The following is a 15,415-nucleotide window of genomic DNA, read 5'->3' as shown; positions in this document are numbered from 1 at the left end:
CCGCCCGCATCGCCCAACGCCTGCTCGCCCTAACCGCAGCCATCTGGCACAACCGCGCCACCGGCCAGCCCATCACCCGATCACTGATCGCCTACGACCACTGATCAGTTAGGACTTACTCGTCTAGGGGCTCGGACCCGAGTCCGAGGCGGAGGTCGGACCTCGGGCCGATCCGCGAGCCGGACGACGCTGGCAGCGTCGCACCCCATGAGGTTTCCCAACGGGTGGGTAGGCGGTGCGGCGCTCATCGCCGGGCCGGTGCTGTTGCTGGTGGGCACGCTGTTGCGGTCGCCCTTCCACTTCTTCTTCCCCGACCAGTTGAGAGCGGTGGCTGAGAATCCCGCGCTGATGCAGGCGGCCTACACCGCGTTCCTGGCCGGTCACGTCGTGATGTGGGCGGCGGTGGCGCACCTCGCGCAGCGACTCGGGGCGACGAGGTGGGCGGCGTGGGGCGGGGTGCTGGTGACGGTCGGCCTGTTCGCGCGGACGTTCCACGCCGGGGTCGACCACGCGGCGTTCAGCGCCACGAAGCACCTGGGCGTCGAGGAGGCGACGGAACTGGTGGCGCGGGGGTACGGCGACCTGCACCTGTTCAGCTTCCTGGCGTTCACGATCATGTTCGGCTGGTGCGTGCTGGCGTTCGCCGCCCACCGGGGCGGGCTGGGCAGGGTCCGGTCGGTGGCCCTGGCGACCACGGGACTGTTGCCGCTCGGCGTGCTCAAGGGCACCGAGGTGCTGTCGATCGTCGGCACGACCGGGTTGTGCGTCGCCCTGGTGCCGCTGGGGGTTCAGGTGATCAAGGAACAGCCGAGGCCGACGAAGAAGAACGTGCTCACGGCCGTGCCGGTGGCGATCGGGTTAGGAGCGCTGGCGGTGCTCAGCACGCTGGGATGACGCGAACGGGACGACGAACCACAGGCCCGCGAACACGACGAACGCCAGCACGCCGACCAGCACCGCGGGCCACCCGCCGAGCACGACCTCGGCCAGCAGGAGCACCGTGCCGGTCATCGCCAGCGCCAGGAAGGCCAGGCCGACCAGCGTGAACGTGTTGCCGGAGCGGACCACGTCCTCGCGGCGGCCCTGGCGGAACAGGACCCGGTGCCACGCGGCGGGCGCGGTCAGGAACGCCACGGCCACCGCCGCGAACAGCACCGTGACCAGGTGCGTCACCCGGACGTACGACCCGACGGCGGCGTACTTGTCGGTGAAGGCGATCGAGAGCAGAAAGCCGAACAGGATCTGCACACCGGCCTGCGCCACGCGGAGCTCCTGCAGCAGCTCGTTGAGGTTTCTGGCGAGTCTGCGCTGATCGGACTCCTCGGGTTCGCTCACCTTCCCCGCGTACCCAGCCCCGGACCGGTGAAACACCCGTACGAGTACCGAAATGGCGGGACGGACCCGGTGCCACTAAGCAAGAGATCCATGAAGACGCTTGCAGTCGTGGTCGCCGCCGGCCTCGTGGTCTCCGGCACCGCGCACGCCGAACCCGCGCCCGTCGCCCACACATCCGCGAAGTTCGCGACCTACAGCGCCGCGGCGGGGGCCGTCACGCACGACCCGGCGAAGGTGCCGGTCGGTGCGCGGATCACCGTCGTCGGGGTGCCGACGATCAGCGGTGGGACGACGGTCATGCTGGTGCTCAACGGTTTGCTGCCGAACCGGGCGTACGGCGCGCACGTCCACGTCAAGGCGTGCGGCGCGAACCCGGCCGACTCCGGGCCGCACTTCCAGCACGTCGAGGACCCGGTCCAGCCGTCCGTCGACCCGGCGTACGCCAACTCCCGCAACGAGATCTGGCTCGACGTGCACACCGACGCCCACGGTTTCGCGCAGAGTTCCTCCACTGTGGACTGGCAGTTCACCGAACGCCACGCGCGGTCCGTGGTGCTGCACGACGAACACACGCACACCAAGCCCGGCGAGGCAGGCACCGCCGGGCCACGACTCGGGTGCGCGAACGTCGGCTTCTAGACCTTGTTGACGACGAAGAAGTCGGTCACGAACGCGACGGGGTCGCCCGCGGTGTTGCGGCCGACCCACGTCGGGTAGACGCCGTCGCCCCACCCGGTCGAGAACGCCACGACGTTCAGCCCCGACCGGGCGTCGGTCACGTTGGCGGGGCCGCGGCCGCCGCCGACCGCGCCCAGGGCGTCGATCAGGTCGCAGTTGCCCAGTTCGTCGTCGCTCACCAGCCGGTCGAGGGCCGTGGCGGTGACGACGTCGAAGAACGCACCGGTGCTCGACTTCACGTCGTAGCCGAACTCGGGCATCACCGGCAGCATCGGCACGTGCTCGCCGGCCGTCACGGCGGGCCGCCACGAGTACGCGGGCTCGTCGCGGATCACCACCCTGGCGGCCGCGACGCGGTACCCCTGCCGCTCGTCGGGAACTCCGTCGCCGTCGACGTACGAGACCAGCGAGACCGACACCGGGTAGTTGCCGGGTTCGACCTCGTCGGTGAACGGCTCGGCGTCTTCCGGCCACACGACGAACGGGTCAGCCGCGACGAGCCTGCCCGTCGGCAGGGCCAGTTCGCCCACCTGCTCGACGGTGATGACCTGCTGTTCGCCACCGCCGGTCGACGAGCCCACCGGCCCGTCCACGAACAACCGCTCGAACCCGGACCTGATCAGTGCAACCGCCCCCATGAGCTAGGCCACCTCCACAGGCATGTTGGCAGACGCCCCCGACACCCGATCGGGGCACCGGGGGTGTTCGCCGTGAGTGAAGACCCCAGTTGCCGCAACGAATCCGCTGCCACGCTGGTCAGCATGGGGACGATCGCGGCGGTGCTCGGCGACATCACTCGACAGCAAGTCGACATCATCGTCACGGCGGCGAACGAGTCGTTGCTCGGGGGTGGCGGGGTGGACGGGGCGGTCCACCGCGCGGCGGGGCCGCTGCTCGCGGAGGCCGGGGCGCGGCTGGCCCCGTGCCCGCCGGGCCGGGCGGTGGCGACGCCCGCGTTCGGCCTCGCGCCGGTCAGGCACGTGATCCACACGGTCGGGCCGGTGTGGGAGGGCGGCGAGCAGGGCGAGGACGAGGTGCTGCGGAGTTGCTACGCCGAGTCGCTCCGCCTGGCCGAGGAGCTGGGGGCGGCGAGCATCGCCTTCCCGGCCATCGCGACCGGGGTCTACGGCTTCCCCACCGGCCGGGCCGCGCGGATCGCGGTGTCGGCGGTCCGCTCGCTGCCGGTGGTCGACGAGATCCGGCTCGTGGCGTTCGACCAGGAGACCTTCGACGCCCTGACCGAGGCGTGTGAGCAAGCTCGCAGCGGCGATGCCTCCGCGGTCACTCTCGGTGAAGATCACGGCAGGTCAGTGCCGTAACCTGAAGGGCGTGTCCGTTCCCTCCACGCTGAAGATCGGCCCGTTCGCCGTCGACCCGCCCGTCGTGCTGGCCCCGATGGCGGGCATCACGAACGTGGCGTTCCGGCAGCTGTGCCGTCAGTACGGGGCCGGGCTCTACGTCTGCGAGATGATCACTGCGCGTGCCCTGGTCGAGCGCGATCCCATGACCATGCACATGATCACGTTCGACGAGGGCGAGAGCCCGCGGTCGATGCAGCTCTACGGCGTGGACCCGAAGAACGTCGGCGAGGCCACGAAGATGATCGTGGACGAGAACCTCGCCGACCACATGGACATGAACTTCGGCTGTCCCGTCCCCAAGGTCACCCGCAAGGGCGGCGGGGCGGCGCTGCCGTACAAGCGGGAGCTGTTCCGGCAGATCGTGCGGTCCGCGGTGCGCAACGCCGGCGACATGCCGGTCACCGTCAAGTTCCGCATCGGCATCGACGACGAGCACCTGACGTACCTCGACGCCGGCCGCATCGCCGCGGACGAGGGCGCGCAGGCCGTCGCCCTGCACGCCCGCACGGCGTCGCAGCGGTACTCCGGCAAGGCCGACTGGACGGCCATCGCCCGCCTCAAGGAAGCCGTCACGACCGTTCCGGTGCTGGGCAACGGCGACATCTTCAGCGCCCAGGACGCGCTCGACATGGTCGCGGAGACCGGGTGCGACGGCGTGGTCGTCGGACGCGGCTGCCTCGGCCGACCGTGGCTCTTCCGGGACCTCCAGGCGGCGTTCCGGGGCGAACCCGTCCCCGAGGGGCCGACGCTCGGCGAGGTCGCCGAGGTGCTCAGGACGCACGCGCGGTTGCTCGCGGCGCACGACGGCGAGCACAAGGGCCTGCGCGACCTGCGCAAGCACATGGCCTGGTACTGGCACGGGTTCCCGGTCGGCGGCGACACGCGGCGGGCGTTCGCGATGGTGTCGAGCCTGCAGGAGCTGGACGACCTCATCGGCACGCTCGACGGGGACGTGCCGTTCCCCGCGAACGCCGAGGGGCCGCGCGGCAGACAGGGGTCGTCGGCGAAGGTCGTGCTGCCGGAGGGCTGGCTGGACGACCCCGAGGACGCCACGGTGCCGTCCGGCGCGGACGTGATGCACTCCGGTGGCTGAGCGGATCGCGGTCCTGCTGACCGCGCTCGTGCTCCTCACGGGCTGCGGTGGTCCCATCGCGGGCACGGCCCGGCCGGTCCAGCTCACCGATGACCACCGCGCCAAGTTCAAGGACTACTACGCGCGCCTCAACAAGGCCGGCCAGGAGAGCGCGTCCAACCAGGCGGACCTGCTCAAGCAGACTCAGCACCCGGACTTCCGGAAGAAGACCTGCGACCTGCGCGGCGCCACGATCGAGGTCGACCCGACGTGGACGACGCTTCGTGCCGACGCCGACTGGGCACCCCCCGGCGAGAAGGCCCATCCGCGCGGAGACGTCTACGTCGTCGCCGTCACGATCACGCTGCGCCGCGAGGACCAGACCATCGGCAGCCAGATCGGATCGATGCACGTGGTCCTGCTCGACGAAGAGGTGTACGGGTTCGCGCCCTGCCTCGGTGGCTGAACGGGTTGTTGATCTTCCAAGCTCACTGGATCGGAGCAGCTGACGGTCAACCGGACGGGGGAAATCAGGCCCCCACGCGTCCTTCTAGCTCAAGCGTCGCCTCTCAGGAGACGACACCTGGCAGGTAAGGAGGTGACCGCGATGACCGCGCTTCAGCCAGAAACCACCGCGACCCAGCCCGACGTCAGCGTCGACGAGCAGGGTCCCGGCCTGGTGGGCGTGCACGAGTCCATCGCGACGTTGCTCGCCTCCCGCGGTCAGTGGCGCCAGGCGTACCAGCACCTGCGTTCCGCGCTCGACCTCGTCCACGCGGACCAGGCCGAGGAGCCGCACGTTCCGGAACAGCTGCGCCGCGAGGTCGAACTGCTGCGCCGGGAGCACGCCGAGGCACGCGAGCAGAGCCTGCGCGACAGCCTCACCGACTCCTACAACCGCCGTTACCTCGACCAACGGCTGATGGACCTGCTGGCCGAGCACGGAGCGTGCCGGCACGGGCTCGCCATCGCACTGATCGACCTCGACTGGTTCAAGCAGGTCAACGACACCTTCGGCCACCTCCTGGGCGACCGGGTGCTGCAACGCGTGGTGGAGCTGCTGCAACAGGGCCTGCCGGAGGACGCCTTCTGCGCGCGCTACGGCGGCGAGGAGTTCGTGCTCGTGCTGCCCCGCGTGGACGCGTTCAGCTCCGTGGAGGTCGTCGAGGCCGCCCGAGAACGTGTCGAGCGTCACCCGTGGCAGGAGATCGCACCGGGGTTGCGCGTGACCGTCAGCGCGGGCCTCGCCTACGAACCGCCCGCGCACGAGGCGCCGAAGCGGCCGGCCGTCAGCGCCGAGCAACAGCTGCTGCGCGCCGACAGCCTCCTGTACACGGCCAAGCAGTCGGGACGCAACGCGGTGGCGTACCGTGCCGACGGACGGGTTCGCCTCGCGGGTGCCGCTTCTGGCAGGCGCGCGATCGCTGAAACACGTGTTCTCGGTTACTACTGAGTGACCTGGCTCACCCGTTCAGGGCAAGCGGACTGCGCGTAATCGCGTACAGATCGCAGTCGTATCACCCGGAGTGGTCGTCAGAACTCGGCTACATCCGTAGTATCGCGGGCGCAACTGACACGCCGGTGATGCAACCCTTGTGTCCCGGTCGTCGTCACTTCGTAATGACGAACCGCTTTTGCTTCTGACCCAGAAGGGAGATTGGGTGCCCGACGACCCCCGACGTGGCGGCCCCTCTTCCCGCGGTGATCAGGATCCCCAGCACGACCAGCCGACCGGCCGTAGACGTCGCTCGATGGATGGCTCTGGGGGCCTGAGCGTCTCGGACCTCATCGAGCAGCACAGCAGGACGAACATCCCCCGACCCGTCCCGCCAGGCTCGCCCGAACCCACGACAGGCAGGCGTGCCCTGCCCGAACCGCCCGCGACGACCGGCAGGCGCGCCCTGCCCGAACCGCCGGCGCCACCACCACAGGCACCACAACCGCAGGTCCAGCAGCCCCAGGCACCGCGGCAGCAGCCACCCGCGGCTCACCGGCCAGGTGAGCAGACGGGTACGCGCCCGCGTCCTGAACAGCCGGGACCGCAGAACTTCACCGGCGAGCAGACCGGCAGGCGACGCAGGGCGGATGCGCCCGCCGAGCCGAACGGTGTGCCGCAGCCGAACGGTGCGCAGCAGCCCCGGCCGAGGCCCGACCAGACGGGTCCGCGGTCCAGGCCCGCGCAGAACCCGGCACCGAACCCCGAGCAGAGCGGCGCCTATCGGGTCAATCCGGACCAAAGCGGCGCATACCGCGTGAACCCGGAACAAGGCAGTGCTCATCGCGTTCCCGGTGAGCAGACCGGCCCGCGGCCGCGACCGGACGGGACGGGCATGCAGCGCCGCCCGGTACCCCCGAACGGGGCGCCGCCGAACGGGGCACCCCACGGCGGTGTGCCGCAGAACGGTGCTCCGCCTCGCCGGATGCCTCCCACTGACGCGCCGTCGCAGAACGGCATCTCCCGCCCGCCGGCTCCCGGCGACCCGCGACGGATGCCTCCCGGCGACGCTCCGTCCTCGAACGGCGTCCCGCGCCGTCCCGCGCCGAACGGCGTGCCCGAGGCGGGCATGCAGACCGGCACCGTGCGCCGGCCCGACGGGCCTCCGCCGCGCCGGCTCGCTCCTGGCGACGCGCCGTCCCAGAACGGCATCCCGCGCCCACCCGCGCCCGGCGACGCCCAGGGCCCCAACGGCCTCAAGCGCCCGCCCGCGCCCGGTGAGCAGAACACCCAGGGCGGCCTCCCGCGTCCCCCTGCGCCGGGAGGGACGCCGGAAGGCCCCGCAGCCGGTGCACCCCGCCGACTCCTGCCGGGCGACGCACCGTCCTCGAACAGCATTCCGCGTCCGCCCGGCCCCGGCGAGGGGCCGGAAACCGGCCGTCGTCCCCTGCCCCCGACCGGGGACGTGACGGGCAGGCAGCCCATGCCGTCGCGCGCGGAGTCGAGCGGTCCCCGGCCGATGCCCCCGCGGGCGGAGTCGAGTGGACCTCGCCCGGCACCCGGTGGTGCGCTCGCGGGCCGGCTCGGTGGCGCCGACCCCGCCGACGAACCGCAGGCCGACGCGCCCGGTCCCGAGGCCACGCAGATCACCTCGGCCGCCGGTGTGGCCAAGGTCGAGAAGCGCGAAGAGATGGACCCGCTGAGCCTCACCACCGAGATGGAGGCCATCGGCGACGACGTGAAGAAGCGCCGCGAGGTGGACCACACCCTCGCGCGGTTCTCCGCGGTGCACGACGAACTGCTCGAGCAGGAGCGCCAGCGCAAGGAACGGCGCGCCAAGCTCATGCCGTGGGTCAAGGAAGAGGAAGACGGGCTGGAGGTCGACGAGGCGACCCAGTTCGCCGAGCCGGTCGCCGCCAGCGAGGAAGAGGGCGCGCCGCGGGCCACCGGTCGCACGCCCCAGCAGCGCAAGATGATGCGCACCGCGCGGATCGGCGCGATCGCCGCCGCCGCGGTGGTGTTCGCGTCGACGGGCGTGGGCTGGGCCGCGATGAAGTGGGCCGACTCCAAGATCCAGCGGATCGACGCGCTCGGCGGCAACTCGCAGGCCGTGCAGCAGGCCGAGAAGCAGCTCGGTGACGAGAACTTCCTGCTGGTCGGCTCGGACACGCGGGCCGGTGCGAAGGCGGGCGACAACGTCGGCACGCAGGCGCAGGAGGGTGGCGCGCGGTCTGACGTGATCATGCTCGCGCACATCCCCAAGGACCGTAAGCGCATGGTCATCGTGTCGTTGCCGCGTGACGTGCGGGTCGACCGGCCCGCGTGCCGGCAGTGGAACCCGGACAACGGGCAGTACGCGGGCCCGTTGGAGCCGGCGAAGGACGTCATGGCGAACTCCGTCTACAACGACGGTGGTCCCGAGTGCGTCGCGAACATGATGACGCAGCTGTCCGGCCTGAAGATCAACCACTTCGTCAGCATCGACTTCGTGGGCTTCCGCGAGATGTCGACGGCGATCGGCGGCGTGGAGATCTGTTCGCCCACGCCGATCATCGACGACGAACTCGGTGTCGTCCTGGACAAGGCGGGCAAGTACACGCTCAAGGGCGACCAGGCGTTGTCCTACGTGCGGGCCCGCAAGGTGCAGGCGAAGGGTGACAGCGGCACGGACTTCGACCGGATCAAGCGGCAGCAGGGTTTCCTGTCGGCGATGCTGCGCCAGGCGCTGTCGAACGAGGTGCTGCTCAGCCCGACGAAGCTCAACAACTTCATCAACGCGCTCACGAAGTCCACGGTCGGCGACAACATCGACGTCGCCTCGCTGCTGGAGCTCGCGAACTCGTTGCAGAGCCTCGACGCGGGCCGCGTGTCGTTCGTGACGATGCCGCACTGGACCGACGAGGGCCCGACGAAGTCGAACGACGACAACATCGAGCGCCTCAAGATGGACGACATCAAGGCGTTGTTCCAGACGATCATCGACGGAACGCCGCTGCCGCAGGAGAAGGTCGCGGAACCGAAGCCCGGCGAGAACAACGCTCCCGCGCAGCCCGGCACCGTGGTCGATCCCAAGGACGTCAGCATCCAGGTGCTCAACGGCGACTCGAGCAACGGCGGTGCGGCCGCCAGCACCTCGAACGCCCTGCAGCAGCAGGGTTTCAAGGTCGTCCGCCAGGGCAACGCACCGGAGCAGGCGCCGAAGACGATCATCAGGTACTCGAAGGGCAACGAGAACAAGGCGGCCACGCTCAAGGCGGCCGTGCCCATCGCGGAACTGGTCGAGGCGCCCGAGATGGGCGGCGCGGTCCAGCTGGTGATCGGTGCCAACTTCGACGAGCGGATCGGGGCCCCCAAGCCGGGCAACCAGCAGGGACAAGGCCAAGGTCAGGCGGGCAGCGATCTGTCCATTGTGAACGCGGCCCAGGACCCCTGCGCGGCGAAGTGATTCGCCTGGGGTTCACCTGCGGTTCATGCTGGCATGTCGCTGCCGCGATGGTCGGGACGTAGGCTGAGCGCCATGCGCGAGGCCTACCACGACTCTCTAGAAGAGCTCGCCGAACGACTGGCCGACATGACCGGCATGGTCGCCGAGGCGATGCAGAACGCGACTGCGGCACTGCTGCAGGCCGATCTCGGCCTGGCGGAGCAGGTGATCAGCGGCGACCAGAAGGTCGACGACGTCCGCTCCAGCATCGAGGAGCAGTCGTACGCACTGCTCGCACTCCAGGCACCGGTCGCGACCGACCTGCGCACCGTGCTCGCGGTGATCCACGCCGCGGAGAGCGTCGAGCGGATGGGCGACCTGGCCCTGCACGTGGCGAAGGCCGCGCGGCGCCGTCACCCGGCGTCGGCGCTGCCCGACGACGTGAAGCCGTACTTCGAGGAGATGGGCCGCATCGCGGTCAAGCTCGCGACCGAGGCCGCGGAGATCATCCGCGCCAAGGACGTCGACCGCGCGCGCAGCCTCGAGGCCGAGGACGACGCGATGGACGACATCCACCGCCACCTGTTCTCCGTGATCATGGACAAGGAGTGGCAGCACGGTGTCGCGGCGGCCGTCGACGTGACGCTGCTCGGCCGCTTCTACGAGCGCTACGGCGACCACGCCGTGTCGGTCGCCAAGCGCACGGTGTTCGTCGTCACCGGCCGGATGCCCGGCTACGGCGGCGACGACAACCTCTAGGGTCCCTTCACGGCACCGGCCCCGCACCCTCCACGGGTGCGGGGCCGGTGTCATCTCCAGCTCAGCGGAACTGCCCGTCGCGTTCGGCGACCAGCTCCGGATCGGCGTAGGCCTCGGAGAACTCGGCGAGCACGGTGGGCAGTTCCTCGTCCCACTCCGCCCGCGCCTCGTCCCGCGGCAGGTCCCTGGCGTCCACGGTGAAGTAGGCCCACGCCCGCACGAGCTCCGGCAGCAACGCCAGATCGGCCTCGGACACGTGCAGCTTCGCCGCCACGTTGAGGATCAGCACGGCGGTCAGCGACGCCGGTCCGTACACGACCGGGTCGCGGTTCTGGTCCACCGCAGCGGAAACGACGACCCGCGCGAACGCCCGCGCCGCCTCGACGTCCGCGATTCCATGCGGTGAAGCCAGGAACGCCTCGACGACCTCGTCCGTCCTCTCCGGACCGATGACGGGAATCGCGTACTCGCTGGGCACCAGCGAGCTCACCCGCGCGTCGGCGAGGGCGATGAGCTGCACGGGGTGCCGCACGTCCTCGTCGCCCATGAGGCCTTCCTCGGCCTCCTCGTCCGGGCCGTCCTCCCAGAACTGCTCGATGTCCGGCCACACGCGGTCGTAGACGTCGGTCGCGCTGAGCGGCGTGATCTCGTCGCGGAACGCCTCGGGCGTGGAGGCGATCATGTCCTCCAGCAACGCGACGGTGCCCTCGTCCGGCGTGGAGAAGAGTTCGATCGCGGTGGCACCGAGCACCGGCTGGCGCATGAACAGCACGGTCTCGCCGACGCCCGCGCGTTCCTGGGTGATCGCGATGACCTCCACGTCGCCCAGCAGGTTCGTGACGAGGAAGGCGTCGCGGAAGTCCGGCACGACGCCCGGCACGTACCAGGACGGCTCGGCGACTCCGCGGGCCGCAACGGTTTCCGCGGCGGCGAACGCCTCGGCGCGGTGCTCGGCGGAACCGACGCCGGCGAGCGCGCGCAGTGCGGTGAGCGCCGCCGGGTCGTCCATCGCCCGCAACGCCTCGACCATCGGCGCGTGGCCCGCACCCGCGAGCCAGAGGGTGGCGTACAGCTCGCTCGCCCAGGCGTCCGCGAGCAACCAGGACTCGGAACGCACAGCGGCCGCCGACTCGAGGAGCGCCCCGTACGGGGACTGCTGCTCGGGCCTGCGGCCGGGCGCCTTGCCTTGCTTCTTCTTACGGCTCTTGCTCTGCGGGCTCACCCGCAGCAATCTAGTGCAACCAGAAGGCTTAACCGAACCGGCCGGAGATGTAGTCCTCGGTGGCCTTCTGGCTCGGGTTGGAGAAGATCTTCTCCGTGTCGTCCACCTCGATCAGCTGTCCGGGCTGACCGACACCCAGCAGGTTGAAGAACGCGGTCTGGTCCGAGACGCGCGCGGCCTGCTGCATGTTGTGGGTCACGATGACGATCGTGTACTCCTTCTTCAGCTCCGTGATCAGGTCCTCGATCGCCAGCGTGGAGATCGGGTCCAGGGCCGAGCAGGGCTCGTCCATGAGCAGGACGTCCGGCTGCACCGCGATGGCACGCGCGATGCACAGACGCTGCTGCTGACCACCGGAGAGGCCGCCGCCCGGCTTGTCCAGCCGGTCCTTGACCTCGTTCCAGAGGTTGGCGCCGCGCAACGAGCGCTCCGCCACCTCGTCGAGCTTCTTCTTGTCCTTCACGCCCGCGAGGCGCAGACCCGCCACCACGTTGTCGCGGATGGACATCGTGGGGAACGGGTTGGGGCGCTGGAAGACCATGCCGATGGTGCGGCGCACCTCGACCGGGTCCACAGTGGACGCATAGATGTCCTCGCCGTCCAGCAGCACCTTGCCCTCGACGCGGGCGCCGGGCGCGACCTCGTGCATGCGGTTCAGCGAACGCAGCACGGTCGACTTGCCGCAACCCGAGGGGCCGATGAACGCCGTGACGTTCTTCGGCGGCACCGCGAGCGAGACGTTCTCCACGGCGTGGAACTTGCCGTAGAAGAGGTTCAGGTCCTTGATGTCGAGTCGCTTGGCCATGTCCGCCCGCTCACTTCGTCTTCGGCGCCAGCGCCCGCGAGATCACGGTCGCCAGGAGGTTGAACAGGGTGATGAGGACGACGAGGGTGATCGCCGCGCCCCAGATGCGCTCGAAACCCGCCTGCGTCGGGTTGTTGCGCTCGTTCACCATCATCAACGGCAGCGAGGCCATCGGGCCGTCGAAGAGGTTGTAGTTGATGAACGGCGCGTACGCGGCGAGCACCAGCACCGGCGCGGTCTCGCCCATGACGCGGGCGAGGGCCAGCATGATGCCGGTCAGGATGCCGGAGAGCGCGGTCGGGATGACGATCTTGACGATCGTCTTCCACTTGGGGATGCCCAGCGCGTACGAGGCCTCGCGCAGCTCGTCCGGGACGATCTTGAGCATCTCCTCGGTCGTGCGCACGATGACCGGCACCATCAGCAGCACCAGGGCGAGCGACACGGCGAGCGCACTGCGGCCGAGGCCGAAGTACGTGATCCACACGGTGTAGACGAACAGCGCCGCGACGATCGACGGGACACCGGTGAGGATGTCGACCATGAACGTCGTGGCCTTCGCCAGCTTCGAGCGGCCGCCGTACTCGACGAGGTAGATGGCGATCATGATGCCGATCGGCACCGAGATCACGGCGCAGACGAGGCCCTGGACCAGCGTTCCGTAGATCGCGTGGTACGCGCCGCCGCCCTGCTGGCGGGCCAGCAGACCGGACATCGACTTCTGCCACCAGTCACCGTCGAGGATGACCGGGAAGCCGCGCTGGATGACGGTGTAGAGCACCCACACCAGCGGGATGACCGCGATCAGGAACGCGCCCCAGACGAGCCCGGTGGCGATGCCGTTCTTGATCCGGCGGGAGACGCTGACGGCCTGGAACGTCGGCGGCGTCGCGAGGCGCTGGGGGTCAGCGAGGTTGGTGCTCACTCGTACTCCTTGTGGCCGGCGACGATCGAACGCGCGATGGCGTTCACGACGAAGGTCAGCACGAACAGCACCAGACCGGCGGCGATGTAGGCACCTGCCGAGCGCGGGTCGTTGAACTCGGGTGCGGCCAGGGCGATCTTCGAGGCGAACGTCGAACCACCGTCGAACAGCGACCAGCCGAACGCGCTGGTGGCCGTGCTCAGGATGATCGCGACCGCGATGGTCTCACCGAGCGCGCGGCCGAGGCCGAGCATCGAGGCGCTGACGTAACCGGCCTTGCCGAACGGCAGGACGGTCGTGCGGACGACCTCCCACTTGGTCGCGCCGAGCGCGATCGCACCCTCGATGTGCATCGTGGGCGTGCGCTCGAAGACCTCGCGGCTGACGGCCGTGATGATCGGCAGGATCATCACCGCGACGACGATGCCCGCGGTGAAGATGGTGCCGCCCAGCTGGACGTTCACGTTGCCCTTGGCGAGCAGCGGGATCCAGCCGAGGTTCTCGATCAGCCACTCCGAGAACGGGAAGAGCACCGGGCCGAGCACGAACAGCCCCCACAGGCCGAAGACGATCGAGGGGACCGCGGCGAGCAGGTCGACGACGTACGCGAACGGCCGGGCGAGGTTGCGCGGCGCGTACTGCGTGAGGAACAACGCGATGCCCAGCGCGATCGGCATGGCGATCAGCAGGGCGAGCAGCGCGACGACGACCGTGACGAGCGTCAGGTCGAGGATGCCGAACCGCAGGTTGGTGGGGTCGGTGGTGTTCCACTCGCGGCTGGTCAGGAAGTTGACGTTGTCCAGCCCGAGCGACGGGATGGCCTGCAGGATCAGGAACAGCCCGATCGCGCCGATGAGGACGACGATGAAGACACCGGATCCCGTCGCCAGGCCGCGGAAGATGCGGTCACCGGGCCGGACGTGAGGTGCCTTGGTGGTAGCTGAAGCTTCCGGTGTCGGGGGAATCGGAGCCTCCGAGGCGGTGTGAGCAGCCGCGACGCCCCGCTCGGTTCCGGTGTCACCGGAACCGGCGGGGCGCTTGGCCACGACGGGATCGTTCATCGCGTCAGCGTTGGCCGAAGTCTCGCATCAACCTCAGGCGATCGCCTTCACGGCGGTCAGGATCTTCTCCTGGAACGCCTTGGGCAGCGGCACGTAGCCGGCCTCGGCGAGCTGGGCCTGACCGGTGGTGGCAGCGACCGTGAGGAACGCCTTGACGGCCTTAGCGGTGTCGGCGTCGTAGCCCTTAGAGCACACGATCTCGTAGGTCGCGAGCAGCAGCGGGTACGCACCGGCGGCCTTGGTGCCGTAGATCGAGTCGAGGTCGAGGACGAGGTCGTTGCCCTGGCCCTTGATCTTGGCCTCGTCGATGGCCTTGCCGGCCGACTCGGCGGTCAGCTCGACGGCGCCGGCACCGGCGTCGATCTTGGCGATCGAGAGCTTGTTGTCCTGCGCGAACGACCACTCGACGTAGGTGATGGCACCGTCGATGGAGCCGACGGCCTGCGCGACACCGGCGGACTTCTCCTTGCCCTCGCCGACACCGCCCTTGAACTGCTTGCCCTCACCCTTGGTCCAGCCACCGGCGACCTTGAGGTACTTCTGGAAGTTGTCGGTGGTGCCCGACTCGTCCGAGCGGTAGATGACCGCGATGTCCTTGTCCGGCAGGGTCGCGGAGCCGTTCAGCGCCTTGATGGCCGGGTCGTTCCACTTCTTGACCGCGCCGGAGAAGATCGCGGCGGTGGTCTTGGCGTCCAGCACGAGGCTGTCCACACCGGAGACCTTGTAGCCGACGGCGACGGGGCCGAAGACCAGCGGCAGGTTCCAGGCCGGGTTCGTCTGGCAGCGCTTGGCGGCGGCCTCGGTCTCGGCGCCTTCCTTGAGCGCGGAGTCCGAGCCACCGAAGTCGACCTGGCCGGCGTTGAAGTTCTTCACGCCCGCGCCGGAGCCGGACGGGTTGTACGCGACGTTCACGCCGGGGCAGGCGGCCTGGTAGGCCTGCACGAACGCGTCGACCGCGTTCTTCTGCGCGGAGGAACCCTCGGCGTTGAGGTTGGTCTTGCCACCGCACTCGACGGGCGCCGCGGCAGCGTTCGACGCGGCGTTGTCACCACCCGCCGGAGCGTTGTTGTCACTGCCACATGCACCGAGCAGCAGCGCGCTGGCCGCGACGAGGCCGAGCACGGCACCGTGCCGCTGGATCTTCACCTTGGTCCTCCACCTTGCGGAAGCATTAGCGAGTCGCGACGGGCGTCGCCGCTCGCTGTGGAAGGTAGGTAGCCAGAGTGGACAACCCACCTAGACAAGGTGAACGGAAGGTGAACACAGGACGGGAAGTGACGGGTCACACGGCCGAATGAGTGACTGCGTGACCTGGGCGTATGCGTTTTGTGACGGTCC

15 protein-coding genes and 1 pseudogene are annotated in these 15,415 nt (G+C 69.7%); 9 read left to right on the top strand and 7 right to left on the bottom strand.

The window, feature by feature from the left end; genetic code table 11:
* Together QSK25_RS11285 and QSK25_RS11280 are read left to right on the top strand one after the other, a co-directional pair.
* Nucleotides 1-104 (top strand): annotated as a pseudogene (locus QSK25_RS11285) (IS982 family transposase); the annotation flags it as partial.
* 103 nt (nt 105-207) lie between these two features.
* Nucleotides 208-894, top strand: coding sequence for a hypothetical protein (locus tag QSK25_RS11280; RefSeq protein ID WP_285637528.1), 687 nt, complete (start codon nt 208-210; stop codon nt 892-894).
* Here the strand turns inward: QSK25_RS11280 and QSK25_RS11275 are convergent.
* Nucleotides 859-1,335: a DUF6328 family protein gene (locus QSK25_RS11275; protein ID WP_285637526.1), complete on the bottom strand. Its 477-nt coding sequence runs from the start codon at nt 1,333-1,335 to the stop codon at nt 859-861. The two genes, QSK25_RS11280 and QSK25_RS11275, sit on opposite strands and share 36 nt — an antisense overlap.
* Before the next feature lie 90 nt (nt 1,336-1,425).
* Between QSK25_RS11275 and QSK25_RS11270 the strand changes: the two genes are divergently transcribed.
* Entirely contained in the window at nt 1,426-1,974 is a 549-nt protein-coding gene (locus tag QSK25_RS11270; protein WP_285637523.1) for a superoxide dismutase, read from the top strand.
* On the opposite strand, the gene QSK25_RS11265 is transcribed toward QSK25_RS11270, so the two are convergent.
* Nucleotides 1,971-2,651 (bottom strand): DUF4241 domain-containing protein, encoded by a 681-nt coding sequence (locus tag QSK25_RS11265; RefSeq protein ID WP_285637521.1) that lies wholly within the window; start codon nt 2,649-2,651, stop codon nt 1,971-1,973. The two genes, QSK25_RS11270 and QSK25_RS11265, sit on opposite strands and share 4 nt — an antisense overlap.
* Before the next feature lie 123 nt (nt 2,652-2,774).
* Between QSK25_RS11265 and QSK25_RS11260 the strand changes: the two genes are divergently transcribed.
* The 6 genes from QSK25_RS11260 to phoU all read left to right on the top strand — a co-directional run bounded on the left by QSK25_RS11260 (nt 2,775) and on the right by phoU (nt 10,064).
* Nucleotides 2,775-3,332 carry a macro domain-containing protein gene (locus QSK25_RS11260; RefSeq protein WP_285637518.1) on the top strand — a complete coding sequence of 186 codons (558 nt, stop codon included), beginning with the start codon at nt 2,775-2,777 and terminating at the stop codon, nt 3,330-3,332.
* Complete coding sequence (gene dusB, locus QSK25_RS11255) at nt 3,283-4,467, top strand: tRNA dihydrouridine synthase DusB (protein ID WP_285637632.1); 1,185 nt, start codon at nt 3,283-3,285, stop codon at nt 4,465-4,467. The genes QSK25_RS11260 and dusB overlap by 50 nt, the downstream gene beginning before the upstream one ends.
* Nucleotides 4,460-4,912, top strand: coding sequence for a hypothetical protein (locus QSK25_RS11250; RefSeq protein WP_285637516.1), 453 nt, complete (start codon nt 4,460-4,462; stop codon nt 4,910-4,912). Before dusB ends, QSK25_RS11250 begins: the two co-directional genes overlap by 8 nt.
* A gap of 141 nt (nt 4,913-5,053) precedes the next feature.
* Nucleotides 5,054-5,899 carry a GGDEF domain-containing protein gene (locus QSK25_RS11245; protein WP_285637514.1) on the top strand — a complete coding sequence of 282 codons (846 nt, stop codon included), beginning with the start codon at nt 5,054-5,056 and terminating at the stop codon, nt 5,897-5,899.
* A gap of 298 nt (nt 5,900-6,197) precedes the next feature.
* Nucleotides 6,198-9,326 (top strand): LCP family protein, encoded by a 3,129-nt coding sequence (locus tag QSK25_RS11240; protein WP_285637512.1) that lies wholly within the window; start codon nt 6,198-6,200, stop codon nt 9,324-9,326.
* Nucleotides 9,327-9,398: 72 nt separating this feature from the next.
* Complete coding sequence (phoU, locus tag QSK25_RS11235) at nt 9,399-10,064, top strand: phosphate signaling complex protein PhoU (RefSeq protein ID WP_285637510.1); 666 nt, start codon at nt 9,399-9,401, stop codon at nt 10,062-10,064.
* Nucleotides 10,065-10,125: 61 nt separating this feature from the next.
* On the opposite strand, the gene QSK25_RS11230 is transcribed toward phoU, so the two are convergent.
* Genes QSK25_RS11230 through pstS form a run of 5 tightly spaced genes read right to left on the bottom strand, consistent with a single transcriptional unit; the run spans nt 10,126 to nt 15,223 of the window.
* On the bottom strand, nt 10,126-11,286 hold the full coding sequence (locus tag QSK25_RS11230) for a hypothetical protein (protein ID WP_285637508.1): 1,161 nt from the start codon (nt 11,284-11,286) through the stop codon (nt 10,126-10,128).
* 28 nt (nt 11,287-11,314) lie between these two features.
* Nucleotides 11,315-12,091, bottom strand: coding sequence for a phosphate ABC transporter ATP-binding protein PstB (gene pstB / locus QSK25_RS11225; RefSeq protein WP_285637506.1), 777 nt, complete (start codon nt 12,089-12,091; stop codon nt 11,315-11,317).
* A gap of 10 nt (nt 12,092-12,101) precedes the next feature.
* Nucleotides 12,102-13,016, bottom strand: a complete 915-nt coding sequence (gene pstA / locus QSK25_RS11220; RefSeq protein ID WP_285637504.1) for a phosphate ABC transporter permease PstA — start codon at nt 13,014-13,016, stop codon at nt 12,102-12,104.
* The gene (gene pstC, locus QSK25_RS11215; protein WP_285637502.1) at nt 13,013-14,077 is read right to left on the bottom strand and encodes a phosphate ABC transporter permease subunit PstC; all 1,065 of its coding nucleotides are present in this window, start codon (nt 14,075-14,077) and stop codon (nt 13,013-13,015) included. The genes pstA and pstC overlap by 4 nt, the downstream gene beginning before the upstream one ends.
* Nucleotides 14,078-14,110: 33 nt before the next feature.
* On the bottom strand, nt 14,111-15,223 hold the full coding sequence (pstS, locus tag QSK25_RS11210) for a phosphate ABC transporter substrate-binding protein PstS (RefSeq protein WP_285637500.1): 1,113 nt from the start codon (nt 15,221-15,223) through the stop codon (nt 14,111-14,113).
* Nucleotides 15,224-15,415 lie beyond the last annotated feature (192 nt).

This window comes from Lentzea sp. NBRC 102530, assembly GCF_030269365.1.
Classification (GTDB): Bacteria; Actinomycetota; Actinomycetes; order Mycobacteriales; family Pseudonocardiaceae; genus Lentzea.
The sequence above is the reverse complement of the archived record's forward strand: the minus strand, read 5'-3'. Positions and strand labels throughout refer to the sequence as shown.